Raw genomic sequence first — 17,993 nt, 5'->3', positions numbered from 1 at the left:
CGCACCGGGGGACGGCGGCGGCCGGTCGGGGCCGGATCAGCAGTCCCGCAGTTCCTCGGACTGGTTGAGCAGCTGCTCCCGGACGGAGGTGAAGCGGTCGTACCGCGCCTCGTTGGCGTCCGACGGCAGGAACACCGCCACCCGGTGACAGTTCTGGAACGCCAGCCGGATCCCGAAGTGGCGCTGCAGGGCTCCCCGGATGGCATCGCTGGCCAGGGCGCGCAGCAGCTGGCCGCGGGCCTGCTCGCTGGGCGGCGGCACGTGGTTGTCGGCGAAGTCGGTACCGTCGACCTTGGCCTGGGCGACCAGCGAGCTGATCAGGTCCCAGGCGTAGGGCAGCGAGACGCGGACGCAGTCGACGAATTCCCGCTCGTCGACCTCGCCCCGCTCGGCCTTCTCCAGCAGGGCCGGTGAGACGTCGAGCGACATGGATTCTCCTCTCGCGGTCCACCCGCGCAGCGCCCGGGTGGTCATGCGTAGTCCAAGCTCACAGTGAGGGTGCGCGAAAAATCGCAGGTGACGTCCGGAACACCGTGGGACGGGGTTTCCGGCGTCGAATGCGCGGGCGGCGACGCCACGGGACGTGACGTCCTGAACACCGACCGCGTCAGAACAGCGTGGCAGTCAGCGGCGGGGCAGGCCGGTCGTTCCTACGGATTGCTCCGGAAATACGCCGTGGTGCACCAGATTGGCCTGATCCCGTCGGATCGTTCATCTGAAGTCTCCATCCCCGTTGACAGCGACCCTGCATCCGTGCCGTCACACACCGTAGCGACCCGAGGGGGCGTACGCCAGAGCGCGACGGGCGGAACCCGGATCGCCGAACCTCCATGTTCGCGGGGTTCGCGTCTTCTTCACCCGGTCGTCGCGGAATCGCATCAACTGGCCCCGGTGGGCTAGCGTGGTCGACCGTGCGTCTCGTAATTGCCCGCTGCTCAGTCGACTATGCCGGTCGGCTCTCCGCCCATCTGCCCTCCGCCACCAGGTTGATCCTGGTCAAGGCCGACGGCAGCGTCAGCATCCACGCCGACGACCGCGCCTACAAGCCGCTCAACTGGATGTCCCCGCCGTGCAACCTCAAGGAAGCCGACGGGGTCTGGACGGTGGAGAACAAGGCCGGCGAGAAGCTCATCATCACGCTGGAGGAGGTGCTGCACGACTCCTCCCACGAACTCGGGGTGGACCCCGGCCTGATCAAGGACGGCGTCGAGGCGCACCTCCAGGAGCTGCTCGCGGACCGGATGGAGGTGCTCGGTGCCGGCTGGTCGCTGATCCGCCGTGAGTACATGACCGCGATCGGCCCGGTCGACATCCTCTGCCGCGACGCCGACGGCGCCACCGTGGCCGTGGAGATCAAGCGCCGCGGCGAGATCGACGGCGTCGAGCAGCTCACCCGCTACCTCGAACTCCTCAACCGGGACCCGCTGCTGGCCCCGGTCAAGGGCGTCTTCGCCGCGCAGGAGATCAAGCCCCAGGCCCGCGTGCTGGCCACCGACCGGGGCATCGGCTGCGTGGTGCTGGACTACGACGAGCTGCGCGGCATCGACGACGACAAGCTCAAGCTGTTCTGACCGGTCAGGGCGGGGACGGCGACGAGCCGGGCGTGGTGCTCGAACTGGCCGACCCGGTCGCCGTCGGGCTCGGCTTGGCCGTCGTGGGAGACGGGCTCGCCGACGGCGAGGTCCCGCCACCCGGCTGAGTCCCGCCCCCGCCGGTACCGCCCCCGCCCGACCCGCCGGGCTTCGGCCCCGACGGCTGGCTCGGCGGCTGCGACTGGCCCGGCTCGGGCTGCTGCGGCTGCGGCTCCTGCGGGGCGCCCGTCCCGGTGGCCCCCGGTGAGGCGCTCGACCGCCGGGACGGCGAGGCGCTGGGCGAGCGCGACGCGCTGCCGCTCGCCGAGGGCTCCGGGCTGCCGCTCGTCCCGGTGGGGGCGCTCGGCGCGGCGCCGCCCGGCGCGTCCGTCCCGGCCGTCCCCGGCGAGCCGTCCGCGGAGGGCAGCGGCATCGGCGCGTTCCCGGTGTCGCCGACCTCGTCCAGCCGCCCGTGCGGGTCGTTGCCCTTGTGCTCGTCCGGCCCGGCCATGGTCATCGCCACGGCCGTGCCGAGCACCCCGAAGGTGAGCAGGGCCGCGGAGGCCACCACCACCCGGCGCCGCCGCCCGTTGCGGGCCTTCAGCCCGGCCGGCACCCGGGCCGCGATCTTGCGGATCACCGGCCCGCGGCCGGGCGCCGAGGCGGCGGGCGCGGCGGGCGGCAGCTGTCGGCCGTCGGCGCGCAGCAGGTCGATCATCCGGCGCGCGGCGGCGACCCCGCGCTGCTCCCCGGCGGTGGCCCGCAGGGTGAGCGCGCTCTCCAGTTCGGCGATCGCCCGGGACGGCTGCCGCAGGCAGATCGCGTGCACGCCCGCCTCGTGGTGGAACCAGGCCTGGTCGACCACCGAGCCCGTGCGCCGGGCCGCCTCCAGGCCGAGCTGCAGCGCCCGCTCCCAGGCTCCCCAGCGCAGGGCCAGCGCCAGCGCGGGCGCCGCCGCCCGGGCCAGCCGGACCACCGCCTCGTGCCGGCCGGCGGTCCGGTCCGCGAGCAGCACGCCGATCAGCACCTCGGCCTCGGCGGCGACCTGCGCCAGCGACACCGAGCTGTGCCCGACCCACCAGGCGAAGTGCTGGGCGGCGCCGTCGACGCAGCCGCGGGCCGGCCAGTGCGGGGCGAGCAGTTCCAACGCCCCGGCGGTGAGCCGGTGGTGTCCGCCGACGGACACCGCGAGTCCGGCGTCGGCGAGTTCGGCCAGCGCGCTCTCGCCCTGGCCGACGTCGATCAGCGCGGGCAGGTGCGGCGCGGTGGGGCACTCGCCGCCGAGCGCGACGGCCAGGCGCAGCACGGCCTGGGCGGACTCGCCGAGCCCCTCGGCCAGCCGGACGGCGGGCGAGGCGGTCTCGGCCACCGAGGGCAGCGGTACGGTGCGCCGCAGCGCGTTCTCCCGGATCGCCGGGTCGGGGTCGTGGACGGGCTCCTCGACGGCCCCGAAGACGTCCAGCCGGTCCTCCTCGGCGGCGACCAGCGCGTCCACCGAGACGTCCCGCTGGCGCAGCAGCGCGGCGGCCTGGACGAAGCGCAGCGGCAGGCCCTCGGACTCGAACCAGAGGTCGACCGCCCAGGCCTTCTCCGCGACGTCCAGCGGCCGGCCGGCCAGCCGACCGGTGAGGGCCAGGCAGGCGGCCCGGGAGAGCCCGGGGACGAGGTGGTCCCGCAGCCGGGAGCCGGCGGGCAGCTGCGGGGCGGCGGGGGCGACCGAGATCAGGAAGGCGCAGCCGGGGGCGGTGGCGAGCAGTTCCTCCAGCTCGGGGCCGACCGGCTCGGCCCCGTCGATCACGACGACCGCGCGGACGTCGGCGAGGTGGGCGGTCAGCTGGCCGGGGTCGGGCCGGTAGCCGGGGGCGTGGTGGGTGGCGGCGAAGAGGTCCTGGAGCAGGTCCGCGGCGGTGCGGCGGTGTCCACAGAGCTGGACGACACCGCCGGGGGTGAGGTCGGCGGCGGCCTCGGCGACGGCCGACAGCAGGGTGCTGCGGCCCGAGCCGGCCTGGCCGACCAGGCGTATCGAGCGGCCCTCGGCGAGCAGGCCGAGCAGTTCGGCGATGTCGGCCTCGCGGTCGAGCAGCGGCAGGTCGGTGGGACCGGCGCCGAGGGCCAGCGGGCCGACCGCCCGGCCGACGCCGCCGACCGGGCCGCGGGCGGGCTCGCTGCGTTCGATCCGGCGAGGGTGGGGCCGCCACTCCTCGGGACACGGTCGGGCCTCGGAGCCGTCCGGGGCGCCGACGCCGACCAGCAGGGCGCCGGAGACCAGTTCGCCGCCACGGGTGCGGACGGCCTCCTGCCGGAACTCCCCGGATGGCTGTGCCACGTTCTGCTCCGCATCGTGTTCGGCCGCCGGCGCCCTGCGCCGGCCGGCACACGTCTCGGTCGCGGCCACGGGCGGGCTGAGGGCAGCCGGCCCCGGGCGGCCGTCATCTGACGGGCAGACTCTTGCACATCCGGGCCCGGCCGTGCAGTGCGGTCCGGGTGCGGGGAGGGTGAAGGCGCGCCGGGCGTGCGGCGCCGGACCCGCGCCGGTCCGTGCACCGTCTCCGGGCGCGCGCGCCCTCCGGGCACGCCCCGGAGGATGCGTCAGACGGCGGGCACCTCGGCGATCCCGCCGTCGACGGCGAGGATCCGGTGCAGCTTGGTGGCCACCAGCAGCCGCTGGAGCTGCGCGGGAACGGAGCGCAGCACGAGCCGGCGGCCGATCCGGCCGGCCCGCCGGTGGGTGCCCATGATCACCCCGAGGCCGGTGGCGTCCCAGAACTCCAGCCGGCCGAGGTCCAGCACGAGGTCACCGAGGCCGCCGTCCACGGCCTGGTGCAGCAGGGCCCGCGCATCGGCGGCGGTGCGCACGTCGAGGCGGCCTTCGATGGCCAGCGCCCTGTGGTCGCCGGTGATGCGCATGCTCTCCTCCTTCGCCTGGCTGTCCTGGCTGGTCCGGTTCTGTCCGGGGGTGGGTCCGGCCCGGACCGTGCCGGGAACGGGGGAAGGGATGCCGTCCGGGCGGGCCTGAGCCCCTCGCCTCGGAATGCCGGGTTCCCTCATCTGACGGTGGAGCAGCTCCGCAGGTTGCTGTTTTCCGACCTGTTCTGAAGCAACTTCACTCGTCCGAGGGAATATACGCAGGTCCGCTCCACACCTACGCTCGATTACCGCCCAAATCACCCGTCTGCGGCACCCGGCGTGAGGAAACTCACCCACCCCGGCACGGTGGGCCGTACGACGCTCCGGTCGCACGGCCCACCAGGTCGTTCAGCCCCGCGGACTCACTTGCCCTCGTACGGGTAGAAGCCGCGACCGCTCTTGCGGCCGAGGTCGCCGGCGGTGACCATCCGGGCCATGATCTCCGGGGCGGCGAACTTCTCGTCCTGGGTCTCGGTGTAGATGTTGCGGGCGGCGTGCAGCAGGATGTCCACGCCGGTCAGGTCGGCGGTCTGCAGCGGGCCCATCGCGTGGCCGAAGCCGAGGCGGCAGGCGGTGTCGATGTCCTCGGCGGTGGCCACGCCCGACTCGTACAGCTTGGCGGCCTCGACGACCAGCGCGGTGATCAGGCGGGTGGTGATGAAGCCGGCCACGTCGCGGTTGACCACCACGACCTCCTTGCCGACGCCCTCGGCGTAGGCCCGGGCGGCCGCCATCGTCTCGTCACCGGTCTTGTAGCCGCGGACCAGCTCGACCAGCTTCATCATCGGGACCGGCGAGAAGAAGTGGACGCCGACCACCGACTCGGGCCGCCGGGTGACGGCGGCGATCCGGGTGATCGGGATGGCGGAGGTGTTGGAGGCCAGCACGGCACCGTCCTTGGCGAGCTTGTCCAGCTCGCGGAAGACGCCCTCCTTGACCTCCAGGTTCTCGAACACCGCCTCGACCACGATGTCGGCCTCGGCGACGGCGCCCAGGTCGGTGGTGGTGGTGATCCGGCCCAGCGCGGCCTCGGCGTCCTCGGCGCTCAGCCGGCCCTTGGAGACGAACTTGTCGTACGAGGCGCGGATGCCCGCGAGGCCGCGCTGCAGCGCCTCCTCGGTCACGTCCCGCAGCACCACCGGGTGGCCGGCCTGGGCCGACACCTGGGCGATGCCGGCGCCCATCAGGCCGGCCCCGATCACGGCGATCTGCTTGCTGGACGCATTGGTCATGCTGGGTCTCCCGATGCCGTCGCCGCCCCGCGGGCGGGCCCTGAAGGCGGCTCAGGACAGGGATCACCAGCCGGAGAGCCGCACTGCTCAATTCCCCGCCTCGCTGGAGCTCGGCGGTCGCTTTCGCGAAGCGCGCAGTCCAATTCGCTCACTCGCTCCGCTCGCTCACGGCGGACTCTAGTGCCCGAATCCGCTGCGCAATAGCAATCGGAAGTGTGATCTGCAACCGACCTGGTCAGGTGACCAGGATGCTGGTCAGACGGTCAGACCGAGGTCCTGGGCCAGGATCGCCGCCTGCACCCGGTTGCGCAGCCGCAGCTTGGCCAGGATCCGGCTGACGTGGGTCTTCGTGGTCGCCTCCGCCATCTCCAGCCGGGCCGCGATCTCCCCGTTGGACATCCCGGCCCCGATGCAGGCCAGCACCTCCCGCTCGCGCCCGGTCAACTCCGCGACCGCGGCCCGGGCCTCCGGTCCGACCGGCCGGCCGGGGCGGGCGAAGGTCCCGATCAGCCGTCGGGTCACCGAGGGCGCCAGCATGCCGTCCCCGCGCGCCACCGTACGGATGCCCTCGACCAGGGTGTCCGCCTCCAGGTCCTTGAGCAGGAACCCGGCCGCGCCGGCCCGCAGCGCCCCGTAGACGTACTCGTCCAGGTCGAAGGTGGTCAGCACCAGCACCTGGGCGGCCTCGGCGTCGACCACCTGCCGGGTCGCCGAGACGCCGTCCAGCCGGGGCATCTGCACGTCCATCAGCACCACGTCCGGCCGCAGCTCCAGCGCCAGCCGGACCGCCTCCTCCCCGTCCGCGGCCTGCCCGACCACCTCGAACCCGGGCTCGGCCCGCAGGATCATCACCAGTGCGGCCCGTACCGCCGCCTGGTCCTCGGCCACCAGCACCCGGATCGTCATTCCCGTCCCTCGCTCTCCCGGCCACGCGGCAGCACCGCGCGCACGCTCCAGTACCCGTCCCTCGGCCCGGCCTCGAAGCTGCCGCCGAGCAGCCCGGCCCGCTCCGCCATCCCGACCAGCCCGGCCCGGGCGCCGGGCAGTCCCCGGCCCGGCTCGCCCCGGTACGGGCTGTCGACGGCGATCCGCAGCTCCTCGGGTCCGAACTCCAGCCGCAGCGCGACCAGTCCGGGCCCGGCGTGCTTGAGCGCGTTGGTCAGCGACTCCTGCACGATCCGGTACGCGGCCAGCCCGACCGGCACCGGGACGACGCCGCGTTCGCCGTGCTCGGTCAGCTCGAAGTCCAGTCCGACGTCCTGACCGGCCGCCCGGGCCTTGGCCAGCAGCGCGTCCACCGCGGCCAGGTCGGGCGCCGCGTAGGACTCGTCGGCCTCACCCCCGCCGCTGTCCCGAAGCAGTCCGATCATGCGACGCATTTCGGCCAATCCCTGGACGCTGTTCTCCCGGATCACCGCCAGCACCTCGACCAGCGGATCGTCCGCCGGCAACTCCCGCCGCCGGGCCACCGATTGGGCACCGGTCGCGTGGATCGCGATCGCCGACAGGTGGTTGGCCACCACGTCGTGCAACTCCCGCGCCATCCGCGCCCGTTCGGCGCCGACCGCCTCGCGCCGGTCCATCTCCGAGAGCAGCGCGGTCTGTTCGGCCCGCAGTCGCTCGGTCTCCGCCTCCTGCCGGTGCTTGCGCACCACGTCGCCGGTCCACACCGGCGCCAGGAACAGCAGCGAGCTGATCACCACGATCAGCAGCCCGGCCGGGGTGCCGCCGTAGTACAGCGCGAAGCCGGAGAGCACCAGCACGGTCGCGCCGTTGGTGAAGTGCAGCACCTTCGACATCCGCGGGGTGCCGTAGATCACCGCCGCGTACAGCAGGTCGGTGTACATGATCAGCGTCGCCAGCAGGCTCCCGCTGACCAGGCACAACGCGCAGGTCAGCCCGCCCACCGTCACCGTGAGCACCGGCCGGGTGCGCCGGAGCAGCTCCAGCCCTGCCATCACCACCAGGGTCAGCAGCACCAGCCAGAGCGGATTGTGCTCGGGCCGGTCGTACACCTTGAAGACGATCAGCACCGCGCCGCCGAACAGCCCGCTCAGGGCGATCAGCCGGTCCAGCCGGTGCGGGGGGAGGGACGGGAGGGGCACACCCCCATCTCACCATCCCGCGCGCGCCGCCCGGCTCAGGTCCACGGAGGACCCCGCTACATCGAAAGGTGCAGGCCGGGACGGCACTCCGCGACGACGACACCGGCGCGCCCGCGGACGAGGCTGGACACCGTGATCGTCTCCCTCATCGCCGCGGCCGAGGTCTCCTGGTGGATCGTGCTCGGCCTCGCCCTCTGCGCCCGCTATCTGCTGCGGTGGCGCCGGACCAGCACCGTGCTGCTGCTCGGCCTGCCGGTGGTGGACCTCGTCCTGTACGCGCTCACCGTCGTCAACCTGCGCGGCGGCGCCGAGGCGGGCTGGATGCACGCGCTGGCCGCGAGCTACGCCGGCTTCTCGGTCGGCTACGGCCCCTCGCTGGTGGCCTGGGCCGACCGGCACTTCCAGCACCGCTTCGCCGGCGGTCCCAAGCCGCCGCCCTCCCCCAAGTACGGCCCGGAGCGGACCGCGTACGAGTGGCAGATCGCCAAGCGGACGGTCGTCTCGGCTGTGATCACCCTGGGGCTGATCAGCCTGCTCGTCCCGCTCTCCGCGGGCTCCGCCCACTTCGGCACCTTCGCCCAGTGGTACTGGAAGCTGGGCCTCGCCGCCGTGGTCAACGTGATCGTGGCCGGCTGCTACTCGATCTGGCCCAAGCAGCCGCCAGCCGCCGACCGGTCGTAGGACCGACCGCCGCTAGCGGTTCTCCCCCGGCACCCAGAGCACGTCACCGCGCTCCTTGTTGGCCACCCGGGCCAGGATGAACAGCAGGTCGGACAGCCGGTTGAGGTACTTCGCGGTCAGCGGGTTGACGGTGTCCCCGTGCTCGGCGATCGCCGCCCAGGTCGAACGCTCGGCCCGCCGCACCACCGTGCAGGCCAGGTGCAGGTGGGCCGCGCCGGGGGTGCCGCCGGGCAGGATGAAGCTGCGCAGCTTCTCCACCTGCTCCAGGTAGTGGTCGCAGTCCCCCTCCAGCCGGTCGATGTAGGACTGCAGCACCCGCAGCGGCGGGTACTTCGGGTCCTCGACCACGGGCGTGGACAGGTCGGCGCCGACGTCGAACAGGTCGTTCTGGACCCGGACCAGCACCGCCGCCACGTCCTCGGCCAGCCCGCCGACCGCGAGCGCGACCCCGATCGCGGCGTTCGCCTCGTTGGCGTCGGCGTACGCCATCAGCCGGGGGTCGGTCTTGGTGGTCCGGCTCATGTCGCCGAGCGCGGTGGTGCCGTCGTCACCGGTGCGGGTGTAGATGCGCGTCAGATTGACCATGCCGCCACCCTAGCCGCCGACGTTAGGCGACGTTAACCCTCTGCCCGGGCGGGGCCGCCTCCAGCCAGGCCAGGAAGCCGGTGAGCGCGTCCTCGCTCATCGCCAGCTCCAACGGCGCCCCGTTGTGCAGGCAGCGCAGCACCACCGAGCCGGAGAGCAGCGCCAGCTCCTCCTGGCCCTCCGGGTAGCGCCGGCCGAGCACCTCGATCTCCCGGCGCGGCAGCACCCGGCGCGGGCGGGGGGCGTACGAGAAGACCCGGAACCACTCGATCGAGTCACCGCTGTACCTGCCGATACCGAAAACCCACCCCTTGCCGTCGGTCGGTGGGACCGGGGCGGAGGTGGGTTTGCCGTTCTCGTCGAGGTCGGGCTGCGTCGAGGCGTCCGCGGGCATTTTGAGCCGGTAACTGCAGTCGAACGTGCCGCCGACCCGCTGGATCAGGCGGCGGCGTACGGCGAAGGCCATCAGGCCGATCACTCCCAGCGCCACGACCGCCGCACACACCACAAGCGCGAGGACCATGCTCACCTACCTCCTCGCTACCCGCGTTCCCCGTTTACGGTCGTACCGGACGACCGCGCTGACCTACCAACTACGACGACAGTCCCGGGGTCACGCTCGCGCGTCCCCGGGACCGTCGGTCGACCCCGCCAAGGGGGTCAGGCACACTCAGGCGTGGGCCTTGAGGCCGCGCGCCGCGAACAGCCGGACCTCGGCGCGGCGCTCGGCGTGCGCGTCGGTGTCGGACTTGGCCTGCTCCAGCGCGCGCTCGGCACGCGCGACATCGATCTCGTCCGCCAGCTCGGCGATCTCCGCGAGCAGAGACAGCTTGTTGTCGGCGAAGGAGATGAAGCCGCCGTGCACCGCGGCGATGACGGTGCCGCCGTCCACCGTGCGGATGGTGACCGGACCGGTCTCCAGCACGCTCAGCACCGGGGTGTGGCCCGGCATGATGCCGGTGTCACCGGAGGCCGTACGGGCGACGACGATGGTGGCCGCACCGGACCACACCTTGCGGTCGGCTGCGACCAGCTCGACGTGCAGCTCAGCCAACGTGGGCTCCTAGGCTCATGCAACCCCCGATTACTCGGGAGTTTCGGTAAGAATAACGGCCCCGCGCCCCCGGCATGAAACCGGCGGCACGGATTTGACCGGAATCACAGCCGATGTGCCGCGAGGGGTGGTCCCCAGGCTCGGGGGCCACCCCTCACGGTCACTCAGCTGCTACCGGCCGCGACTACTTCTTCGCCAGCTCGGCGGCGTTCTTCTCGAGGTCCTCGATGCCACCGCACATGAAGAAGGCCTGCTCCGGGACGGAGTCGTACTTGCCGTCGGCGATCGAGTTGAAGGCCTCGATGGTCTCCGACAGCGGCACGGTCGAGCCCTCGACACCGGTGAACTGCTTCGCCACGTAGGTGTTCTGCGAGAGGAAGCGCTCGATGCGACGCGCGCGGTGCACCGTGATCTTGTCCTCTTCGGACAGCTCGTCCATACCGAGGATGGCGATGATGTCCTGGAGGTCCTTGTACTTCTGCAGGATCCCCTTGATACGGATGGCCGTGTCGTAGTGGGTCTGCGCGATGTACCGCGGGTCGAGGATGCGGGACGTGGAGTCCAGCGGGTCGACGGCCGGGTAGATGCCCTTCTCCGAGATCGGGCGCGACAGAACGGTGGTCGCGTCCAGGTGGGCGAAGGTGGTGGCCGGGGCCGGGTCGGTCAGGTCGTCCGCGGGGACGTAGATCGCCTGCATCGAGGTGATCGAGTGACCGCGGGTCGAGGTGATGCGCTCCTGGAGGAGGCCCATCTCGTCGGCCAGGTTCGGCTGGTAGCCCACCGCGGAGGGCATGCGGCCGAGCAGGGTCGACACCTCGGAACCGGCCTGGGTGAACCGGAAGATGTTGTCGATGAAGAGGAGCACGTCCTGCTTCTCGACGTCACGGAAGTACTCCGCCATGGTCAGCGCGGAGAGCGCGACGCGCAGACGGGTGCCCGGCGGCTCGTCCATCTGGCCGAAGACCAGTGCGGTCTTGTCCAGAACGCCCGAGTCGACCATCTCGTCGATGAGGTCGTTGCCCTCACGGGTGCGCTCGCCGACGCCGGCGAACACCGACACACCACCGAAGTTCTCGGCGACGCGGTAGATCATCTCCTGGATCAGAACGGTCTTGCCGACACCGGCACCACCGAACAGACCGATCTTGCCACCCGTGACGTACGGGGTGAGCAGGTCGATGACCTTGATGCCGGTCTCGAACATCTCGGTCTTGGACTCGAGGTCCTTGAACTCGGGGGCCTTGCGGTGGATCGGCCAGCGGACCTCGACCTGCTGGTCGAACTCCGCCTTGTCCACGTTCAGCACGTCGCCGAGGGCGTTGAAGACCTTGCCCTTGGTGATCTGGCCGACCGGGACGGAGATCGCGGCACCGGTATCGGTGACCTGCGAACCACGGACCAGGCCGTCGGTCGGCTGCATCGAGATGCCGCGGACCAGGCCGTCGCCGAGGTGCTGGGCGACCTCGAGGGTGAGGGTCTTGCGGCCCGTGCCGTCGGGGTTGTCCACCTCGACGTGCAGGGCGTTGTACATGTCCGGAATGGCGTCGACGGGGAACTCCACGTCGACGACCGGGCCGATGACCCGCGCGACGCGGCCCGTCGCCGTGGTCGGCTCAACAGTGGTGGTCATACTCATTCGCTCCCGCGGCTAGCGTCGGCGAGGGCGTTGGCGCCGCCGACGATCTCGCTGATTTCCTGGGTGATCTCGGCCTGGCGGGCCGAGTTGGCAAGCCGCGTGAGCGACTTGATGAGCTCGCCGGCGTTGTCCGTCGCGCTCTTCATCGCGCGGCGGCGGGCGGCGTGCTCGGAAGCGGCCGACTGCAGCAGCGCGTTGTAGATCCGGCTCTCGACGTACCGCGGCAGCAGCGCGTCGAGGACGCCCTCCGCCGACGGCTCGAAGTCGTACAGCGGGAAGATCTCCGACTTGGCCGGCGTCTGGTCGCTGAGCTGGACCTCGTCCAGCTTCAGCGGCAGCAGCCGGTTGGCGACCGCGTCCTGCGTCAGCATGGACACGAACTCGGTCGAGACCACGTGGAGTTCGTCCACGCCGCCGGTCTCGGCCGTGAAGGCCTCGATCAGCTCGGCCGCCACCGTCTTCGCGTCGCCGTAGGTCGGCTTGTCCGAGAAGCCCGTCCACGAGTTCCCCACCGCCAGGTTGCGGAAGGTGTAGTACGACAGACCCTTCCGACCGACGATGTAGGTCACGACGTCCTTGCCCTCGCCGCGCAGGCGCTCGGAGAGCGTCAGCGAGGCCTTGATGGCGTTGGACGAGTAACCGCCGGCCAGGCCGCGGTCCGCCGTGATCAGCAGGACCGCCACCCGGGTGGCGTTCGGGTTCTCGGTGGTGAGCGGGTGCTTGGCGTTGGACCGGGTGGCCACCGCCGTCACCGCCCGGGTGAGCTCATCGGCGTACGGAGCGGAGGCCGCCACCGCGCGCTGCGCCTTGCCGATGCGCGCCGCGGAGATCATCTCCATCGCCTTGGTGATCTTCTTCGTCGCGGTGACAGAGCGGATCCGGCGCTTGTAGACCCGAAGCTGTGCTCCCATGGGTCGTTACGTCCTTTCCCTCGCTACCGGACTCAGGCCTGCTCGGAGAGCAGCTTGCCGTCGGCGGTCTGGTACCCCTGCTTGAAGGCCTCGATCGCGCCGGTCAGGGCGTCCACGGTGCCGTCGGCCAGCAGACCGGTCTCGACGATGCCGGCCAGCAGGTCCTTGTGCTGCAGGCGGACGTGGTCGAGGAACTCGCGCTCGAAGCGGCGGATCTCCGCGACCGGGACGTCGTCCAGCTTGCCGGTGGTGCCGGCCCAGATGGAGACGACCTGCTCCTCGACCGGGAACGGCTGGTACTGGCCCTGCTTCAGCAGCTCGACCATGCGCGCACCGCGCTCCAGCTGGGCCTTGGAGGCCGCGTCCAGGTCGGAACCGAAGCCGGCGAAGGCCTCCAGCTCACGGTACTGGGCGAGGTCCAGGCGCAGACGGCCGGCGACCGAGCGCATGGCCTTGATCTGGGCGGAGCCACCGACGCGGGAGACCGAGATGCCGACGTTCACGGCCGGGCGGATGCCGGCGTTGAACAGGTCGGACTCCAGGAAGCACTGGCCGTCGGTGATGGAGATGACGTTGGTCGGGATGTACGCCGAGACGTCGTTGGCCTTGGTCTCGATGATCGGCAGACCGGTCATCGAGCCGCCACCCAGGGCGTCGTTCAGCTTGGCGCAGCGCTCCAGCAGGCGGGAGTGCAGGTAGAAGACGTCGCCCGGGTAGGCCTCGCGCCCCGGCGGGCGGCGCAGCAGCAGGGAGACGGAACGGTAGGCCTCGGCCTGCTTCGACAGGTCGTCGAAGATGATCAGGACGTGCTTGCCGTCGTACATCCACTCCTGGCCGATGGCCGAACCGGTGTACGGGGCCAGGTACTTGAAGCCGGCCGGGTCGGAGGCGGGAGCAGCCACGATGGTGGTGTACTCCAGCGCGCCGGCCTCCTCCAGGGCGCCGCGGACGGACGCGATGGTGGAGCCCTTCTGGCCCACGGCGACGTAGATGCAGCGGACCTGCTTCTCCGGGTCGCCCGAGCGCCAGTTGTCACGCTGGTTGATGATCGTGTCGACGGCCACCGCGGTCTTGCCGGTCTGGCGGTCGCCGATGATCAGCTGACGCTGGCCGCGGCCGATCGGGGTCATCGCGTCGATGGCCTTGATGCCGGTCTGCAGCGGCTGCTTGACCGACTTGCGGGCCATGACGCCGGGGGCCTGCAGCTCCAGGGCGCGACGGCCGCTGGCGGCGACCTCGCCGAGGCCGTCGATCGGGTTGCCCAGCGGGTCCACGACGCGGCCGAGGTAGCCGTCGCCGACCGGGACCGAGAGGACCTCGCCGGTGCGGCGCACGGTCTGGCCCTCTTCGATACCGCCGAACTCACCGAGGACGACGACACCGATCTCGCGGGTGTCGAGGTTCAGCGCGAGGCCGAGCGTGCCGTCCTCGAACTTCAGCAGCTCGTTCGCCATGACCGAGGGCAGGCCCTCGACATGCGCGATGCCGTCCGCCGCGTCAGTGACCGTGCCGACCTCTTCCACAGAAGCGGCGTCCGGCTGGTACGACTGGACAAAGTCGGCCAGCGCGTCCCGGATCTCCTCCGGACGGATCGTAAGCTCCGCCATCAGGCTTCCCTGCTCTCCTAGTTTGCGATCCTCGGCCCGCCATTGAGGGCCGCAAGTACTCGACTCTCGGCCGGGTCGTATGAACCGGCCGTACGTTTTGCCGACTCCTTGGGGAGCCGGTTCCCCGACCGAGGGTCGGATGTGCTGCTTGGGTTGCTCAGCCTTCGAGCGACTGGCGAGCGCCTTCGAGGCGGCTCGACACGGTGCCGTCGATGATCTCGTCGCCGATCTGCACCCGGACACCGCCGACGACCTCGGGGTCGACGTCGATGTTCAGGTGGACCTGGCGGCCGTACATCCGCCCCAGAGCGCCGGACAGGCGCTCCTTCTGGGCGTCCGACAGCGGCACCGCGCTGGTGACCAGGGCCACCATGCGGTCGCGGCGCGCGGCGGCGAGCTTCGAGTAGGACTCGAGGCCCTGCTCCAGGCTACGACCACGCGGCGCGTTGACGAGGGCGGTGACCAGCCGGACGGTGCCGGCGTTGGCGCGGCCGCCGAGGAGCTTGTTGATCAGCGCGGCCTTGGCGACGGCGCCGGCCTTCGGCTCGGTCAGCGCGGCGCGCAGCTCGTGCGAGCCGCTCACCACCCGGCCGAAGCGGAACAGCTCGTCCTCGACGTCATCCAGGGCACCCACCCGGTCGGCGGCGATGACCTCGGCGTACGCGGCGAGCTCCTCGGTCGCGTCCACCAGGTCGCGCGCGCCCGACCAGCGGGAGCGGACCAGGCCGGAGACCAGGTCCACCGCTTCGCCGGAGACCTGACCGGTCAGCAGCGAGGTGACCAGCTGGGCCTTGTCCTGGCCCGACCGGGACGGGTCGGTCAGAACGCGGCGCAGCGACACCTCACGGTCCAGTACTGCCGTGACGGCGGTGAGCTCCTCGGCCAGCTTGGCCGCGTCCACCGAGGTGGAGTCGGTCAGGCTGTCCAGGTTCTTCCGGCCGGCGGCGAGCGCCTCGCGGCTGGCGCCGATCACTTGGCCGCACCCTGAGCAACGGCGGCCTTGGCCTCCAGCTCGTTCAGGAAGCGGTCGATCACGCCACTCTGCCGGGCGTTGTCCTCAAGGGACTCGCCCACGATGCGGGACGCCAGCTGGGTGGCCAGCGAGCCCACGTCCTGACGCAGGGCGGCAGTGGCCTGCTTCTTGTCGGCCTCGATCTGGGCGTGGCCGGCGGCGACGATGGCCTCGCGCTGACGCTGGCCCTCCTCGCGCATCTCGGTGAGCTGGGCGGCGCCCTGCTCGCGAGCCTGCTCGACGATGCGGGCAGCCTCGTGACGCGCCTCGGCGAGCTCGGCGCGGTACTGCTCAAGCAGGGCCTGGGCCTCGGCCTGAGCGGCCTCGGCGCGCTCCATGCCGCCCTCGATGGCGTCCCGACGCTCCGACAGCACCTTCTCGATGCTGGGGAGGAGCTTCTTGCCGAGCAGACCGAAGACGATGAAGAAGCAGAGCAGGCCGATGATGATCTCGGGCCACGCGGGCAGCAGGGGGTTCATCTTCTCCCCCTCCTCCGCGAGGTTAGCCACGAAACTCATATCTGGACCTTCCTCGAAAGGGTCTAGCGGCGGGGGAATTACTTGCCGGCGCCGAAGACGAACGGCATGACGATGCCGATGAGGGCGAGCGCCTCGGTCAGCGCGAAGCCGATGAACATGTTGGAACGGATCAGACCGGCAGCCTCGGGCTGACGGGCCATGGCCTGGACACCGTTACCGAAGATGAGACCAACACCGATGCCGGGGCCGATCGCGGCGAGGCCGTAACCGATCGAGGCGACGGAACCGTAGACCTCAGCGAGCTGCTGCATTTCAGCTTGTCCTTTGCGGGGTGGTGGACCGGTGGTGGTTGGCCACCGGGCGTTCGGGAGGGGTGGCAGCCGGGGCTGCGTGGCTCAGTGCGCTTCTTCCAGGGCACCGGCGATGTAGCTGCTGGCCAGCATCACGAAGATGTAGGCCTGCAGGAACTGGACCAGCAGCTCGAAGGCGGTCAGGCCCACGGCGACCACGAAGGAGGCCGAGCCGTACAGCGCGCCCAGGGTCGGGCTGAGCAGGTACCAGGAGGCGATGGAGAACATCACGATCAGCAGGTGGCCGGCGAACATGTTCGCGAAGGCTCGGACCGCGAGCGTGAAGGGGCGCACGAAGATGTTGGAGAAGAACTCGATCGGCACCAGGATGAACATGACCCAGCCGGGGATGCCCGACGGCCAGCAGAGGTTCTTCAGACCGCCGACGAAGCCGTGCTTCTTGAAGGTCAGCGTCATGTAGGTGATCCACACGACCGCGGCCAGGCCCGCGGGGAAGGCGATCGACGCCGTCACCGGGAACTGCGCGAACGGGATGATCGACATGATGTTCATCAACCAGACGAAGAAGAACATCGAGACCAGCATCGGGACGTACTTCTCGCCCTTCTTGCCGATCGTCTCCATCACGATGGAGCGCTTGACGAAGTCGTAGCCGATCTCGCCGACCAGCTGCAGCTTGCCGGGGACCAGGCGCGGCTTGGCGAAGGCGGCCCAGAAGAACACGACGACCAGCAGCGCGACGATGATCGACAGCAGCATCGGCTTGTTGAAGTCGACGCCGCCGACCGAGAAGATCGGCTTGAACTGGAACTCGTTCAGACCCGGGGCCGGGAAGCCGCAGCCAGCGTCCCCGAAGTGGCAACTGCCTGAGGCGAGGGACGTGAGTTCAGCACTCACCACGGACTCCTTCGTCGTGACGCATGGTTACGGCAACCTCGGTGTGTCGGCGTGGCCTGCGACCACGGAGCGGCACTGGAACTTGATGGATTTCTCGCCGACCCCGCGCGACGGCGCTCTGCGCGACTGCGGGATCATCGAAGACTGCGCGGGTCCGGGGGGCGATCCGTCCACTCTCAGGACAGACCTGGCCGCTTCCCGTACTCCGTTGTTGCGACGGACGATAGCAGCCCGTCAGTGCGGCATAAACACCGCCCCCCTCGTTGGGGGGACAGCCAGGCCTCGTCACTGTTGACGACCCTTGTCGGAGGGCTTGTCGCCCTTGCTTTCCGAGGCGTCGGGGTCGACGTAGAAGGTCTTGGCCTTGAGCGCACCGCGCACCTGGAAGCCGGTGAAGACCAGCACGCAGCCGATCAGAGTGAAGGCGAAGGCCTGCCGGTGGAACAGCTCGGTGTTCTTGAACACCGCCAGCACCACGCCGACCAGCAGGATCTGAGTGGTGTACACCAGCAGCGCCGCGGCCATCATGATCTGCGGGTTCGACCTGGTCAGCCGGTCGAGCGCGAGATGGCCGAAGCTGAAGAAGGCCACCACGAGCAGCGTGCCGAAGAAGGCGCCGAGCAGGCCCTTCCCACCGGCGACGGCGAAGGAGATCGCCATGGCGATGATCCCGGCGACCGCAGTGGGAATCGCGGCGCCTCGGAGGACCCGGGCGTCGGTGGACGGCATGTCGGCAGCTCCGGCGGCATGTCGATGTGGCGGGGGACGGGCACTGATGGTGGCGGGGTGACACCGGACCGAGTGGCCGCCGCCGGGCCGCTCGCGAGCGAGTCGGGCCCGTCGAAGGAGACCGACCAGGGACGGAAGTCCTCCACCTGTCAGGTCTTTCGGCGTGTTCTCGGTACTCGTGAACGGTATCACAAACTATTTGATGAGAGCTTTACCATGAATGTGTGGCTCCTGTCACACCGACGGCGCAACGATTCCGCCGTACGGGTGAGCCCA

At 70.8% G+C, this 17,993-nt stretch carries 19 protein-coding genes; 2 read left to right on the top strand and 17 right to left on the bottom strand.

Features of this window, described 5'->3' with window-relative positions:
* Positions 1-36: 36 nt before the first annotated feature.
* The gene (locus ABTZ03_RS08080; RefSeq protein ID WP_350512014.1) at positions 37-429 is read right to left on the bottom strand and encodes an SCO5389 family protein; all 393 of its coding nucleotides are present in this window, start codon (positions 427-429) and stop codon (positions 37-39) included.
* A 482-nt stretch (positions 430-911) separates the two neighbouring features.
* Here ABTZ03_RS08080 and nucS point away from each other — a divergent pair, with 482 nt between their 5' ends.
* Entirely contained in the window at positions 912-1,571 is a 660-nt protein-coding gene (gene nucS / locus ABTZ03_RS08075; RefSeq protein ID WP_350512013.1) for an endonuclease NucS, read from the top strand.
* A gap of 4 nt (positions 1,572-1,575) precedes the next feature.
* On the opposite strand, the gene ABTZ03_RS08070 is transcribed toward nucS, so the two are convergent.
* From ABTZ03_RS08070 to ABTZ03_RS08050, 5 genes are all read right to left on the bottom strand, one after another.
* Entirely contained in the window at positions 1,576-3,897 is a 2,322-nt protein-coding gene (locus ABTZ03_RS08070) for an ATP-binding protein (RefSeq protein WP_350512012.1), read from the bottom strand.
* Between the two features lie 263 nt (positions 3,898-4,160).
* Positions 4,161-4,478 (bottom strand): STAS domain-containing protein, encoded by a 318-nt coding sequence (locus ABTZ03_RS08065; protein WP_350512011.1) that lies wholly within the window; start codon positions 4,476-4,478, stop codon positions 4,161-4,163.
* A gap of 362 nt (positions 4,479-4,840) precedes the next feature.
* Complete coding sequence (locus ABTZ03_RS08060; protein ID WP_350512010.1) at positions 4,841-5,710, bottom strand: 3-hydroxyacyl-CoA dehydrogenase family protein; 870 nt, start codon at positions 5,708-5,710, stop codon at positions 4,841-4,843.
* 255 nt (positions 5,711-5,965) lie between these two features.
* Positions 5,966-6,616 (bottom strand): response regulator, encoded by a 651-nt coding sequence (locus ABTZ03_RS08055; protein WP_350512009.1) that lies wholly within the window; start codon positions 6,614-6,616, stop codon positions 5,966-5,968.
* A complete protein-coding gene (locus ABTZ03_RS08050; protein ID WP_350512008.1) occupies positions 6,613-7,815 on the bottom strand; it encodes a sensor histidine kinase in 1,203 nt (400 codons plus the stop codon). The genes ABTZ03_RS08055 and ABTZ03_RS08050 overlap by 4 nt, the downstream gene beginning before the upstream one ends.
* Before the next feature lie 132 nt (positions 7,816-7,947).
* On the opposite strand from ABTZ03_RS08050, the gene ABTZ03_RS08045 reads away from it, so the two are divergent.
* Positions 7,948-8,496 (top strand): hypothetical protein, encoded by a 549-nt coding sequence (locus ABTZ03_RS08045; RefSeq protein WP_350512007.1) that lies wholly within the window; start codon positions 7,948-7,950, stop codon positions 8,494-8,496.
* A 12-nt stretch (positions 8,497-8,508) separates the two neighbouring features.
* On the opposite strand, the gene ABTZ03_RS08040 is transcribed toward ABTZ03_RS08045, so the two are convergent.
* The 11 genes from ABTZ03_RS08040 to ABTZ03_RS07990 form a co-directional block, all read right to left on the bottom strand.
* Positions 8,509-9,081, bottom strand: a complete 573-nt coding sequence (locus ABTZ03_RS08040) for a cob(I)yrinic acid a,c-diamide adenosyltransferase (protein WP_350512006.1) — start codon at positions 9,079-9,081, stop codon at positions 8,509-8,511.
* Between the two features lie 22 nt (positions 9,082-9,103).
* Complete coding sequence (locus ABTZ03_RS08035; protein ID WP_188302971.1) at positions 9,104-9,604, bottom strand: DUF2550 domain-containing protein; 501 nt, start codon at positions 9,602-9,604, stop codon at positions 9,104-9,106.
* Positions 9,605-9,751: 147 nt separating this feature from the next.
* Complete coding sequence (locus ABTZ03_RS08030; protein WP_350512005.1) at positions 9,752-10,135, bottom strand: F0F1 ATP synthase subunit epsilon; 384 nt, start codon at positions 10,133-10,135, stop codon at positions 9,752-9,754.
* A 184-nt stretch (positions 10,136-10,319) separates the two neighbouring features.
* Entirely contained in the window at positions 10,320-11,765 is a 1,446-nt protein-coding gene (gene atpD / locus ABTZ03_RS08025) for a F0F1 ATP synthase subunit beta (RefSeq protein WP_350512004.1), read from the bottom strand.
* Between the two features lie 2 nt (positions 11,766-11,767).
* Positions 11,768-12,682 carry a F0F1 ATP synthase subunit gamma gene (locus tag ABTZ03_RS08020; RefSeq protein ID WP_350512003.1) on the bottom strand — a complete coding sequence of 305 codons (915 nt, stop codon included), beginning with the start codon at positions 12,680-12,682 and terminating at the stop codon, positions 11,768-11,770.
* 32 nt (positions 12,683-12,714) lie between these two features.
* On the bottom strand, positions 12,715-14,289 hold the full coding sequence (atpA, locus tag ABTZ03_RS08015) for a F0F1 ATP synthase subunit alpha (RefSeq protein ID WP_350512002.1): 1,575 nt from the start codon (positions 14,287-14,289) through the stop codon (positions 12,715-12,717).
* A gap of 157 nt (positions 14,290-14,446) precedes the next feature.
* Positions 14,447-15,262 (bottom strand): F0F1 ATP synthase subunit delta, encoded by an 816-nt coding sequence (locus ABTZ03_RS08010; protein ID WP_350512001.1) that lies wholly within the window; start codon positions 15,260-15,262, stop codon positions 14,447-14,449.
* Positions 15,259-15,819: a F0F1 ATP synthase subunit B gene (locus ABTZ03_RS08005; protein ID WP_350512000.1), complete on the bottom strand. Its 561-nt coding sequence runs from the start codon at positions 15,817-15,819 to the stop codon at positions 15,259-15,261. The genes ABTZ03_RS08010 and ABTZ03_RS08005 overlap by 4 nt, the downstream gene beginning before the upstream one ends.
* Positions 15,820-15,857: 38 nt before the next feature.
* Positions 15,858-16,091 (bottom strand): ATP synthase F0 subunit C, encoded by a 234-nt coding sequence (atpE, locus tag ABTZ03_RS08000; protein WP_350511999.1) that lies wholly within the window; start codon positions 16,089-16,091, stop codon positions 15,858-15,860.
* Positions 16,092-16,175: 84 nt separating this feature from the next.
* Positions 16,176-16,988, bottom strand: a complete 813-nt coding sequence (gene atpB, locus ABTZ03_RS07995) for a F0F1 ATP synthase subunit A (protein ID WP_350511998.1) — start codon at positions 16,986-16,988, stop codon at positions 16,176-16,178.
* 285 nt (positions 16,989-17,273) lie between these two features.
* Complete coding sequence (locus ABTZ03_RS07990; protein WP_350511997.1) at positions 17,274-17,717, bottom strand: Cg1360 family ATP-synthase-associated protein; 444 nt, start codon at positions 17,715-17,717, stop codon at positions 17,274-17,276.
* Between the last annotated feature and the right edge of the window lie 276 nt (positions 17,718-17,993).

This window comes from Kitasatospora sp. NPDC096077 (assembly GCF_040303245.1).
Classification (GTDB): Bacteria; Actinomycetota; Actinomycetes; order Streptomycetales; family Streptomycetaceae; genus Kitasatospora.
Note: the sequence above shows the minus strand (reverse complement) of the source record. Positions and strands in the feature narration are given on the sequence as shown.

Excerpts from the sequence above, each read along its gene's own strand:
- atpE (WP_350511999.1), bottom strand. The coding sequence starts at position 16,091 with ATGCAGCAGCTCGCTGAGGTCTACGGTTCCGTCGCCTCGATCGGTTAC.
- ABTZ03_RS08080 (WP_350512014.1), bottom strand. The coding sequence starts at position 429 with ATGTCGCTCGACGTCTCACCGGCCCTGCTGGAGAAGGCCGAGCGGGGC.
- ABTZ03_RS08035 (WP_188302971.1), bottom strand. The coding sequence starts at position 9,604 with ATGGTCCTCGCGCTTGTGGTGTGTGCGGCGGTCGTGGCGCTGGGAGTG.
- ABTZ03_RS08005 (WP_350512000.1), bottom strand. The coding sequence starts at position 15,819 with ATGAGTTTCGTGGCTAACCTCGCGGAGGAGGGGGAGAAGATGAACCCC.
- ABTZ03_RS08020 (WP_350512003.1), bottom strand. The coding sequence starts at position 12,682 with ATGGGAGCACAGCTTCGGGTCTACAAGCGCCGGATCCGCTCTGTCACC.
- ABTZ03_RS08065 (WP_350512011.1), bottom strand. The coding sequence starts at position 4,478 with ATGCGCATCACCGGCGACCACAGGGCGCTGGCCATCGAAGGCCGCCTC.
- ABTZ03_RS08040 (WP_350512006.1), bottom strand. The coding sequence starts at position 9,081 with ATGGTCAATCTGACGCGCATCTACACCCGCACCGGTGACGACGGCACC.
- atpA (WP_350512002.1), bottom strand. The coding sequence starts at position 14,289 with ATGGCGGAGCTTACGATCCGTCCGGAGGAGATCCGGGACGCGCTGGCC.
- atpD (WP_350512004.1), bottom strand. The coding sequence starts at position 11,765 with ATGACCACCACTGTTGAGCCGACCACGGCGACGGGCCGCGTCGCGCGG.
- ABTZ03_RS08060 (WP_350512010.1), bottom strand. The coding sequence starts at position 5,710 with ATGACCAATGCGTCCAGCAAGCAGATCGCCGTGATCGGGGCCGGCCTG.
- ABTZ03_RS08055 (WP_350512009.1), bottom strand. The coding sequence starts at position 6,616 with ATGACGATCCGGGTGCTGGTGGCCGAGGACCAGGCGGCGGTACGGGCC.
- ABTZ03_RS07990 (WP_350511997.1), bottom strand. The coding sequence starts at position 17,717 with ATGCCGTCCACCGACGCCCGGGTCCTCCGAGGCGCCGCGATTCCCACT.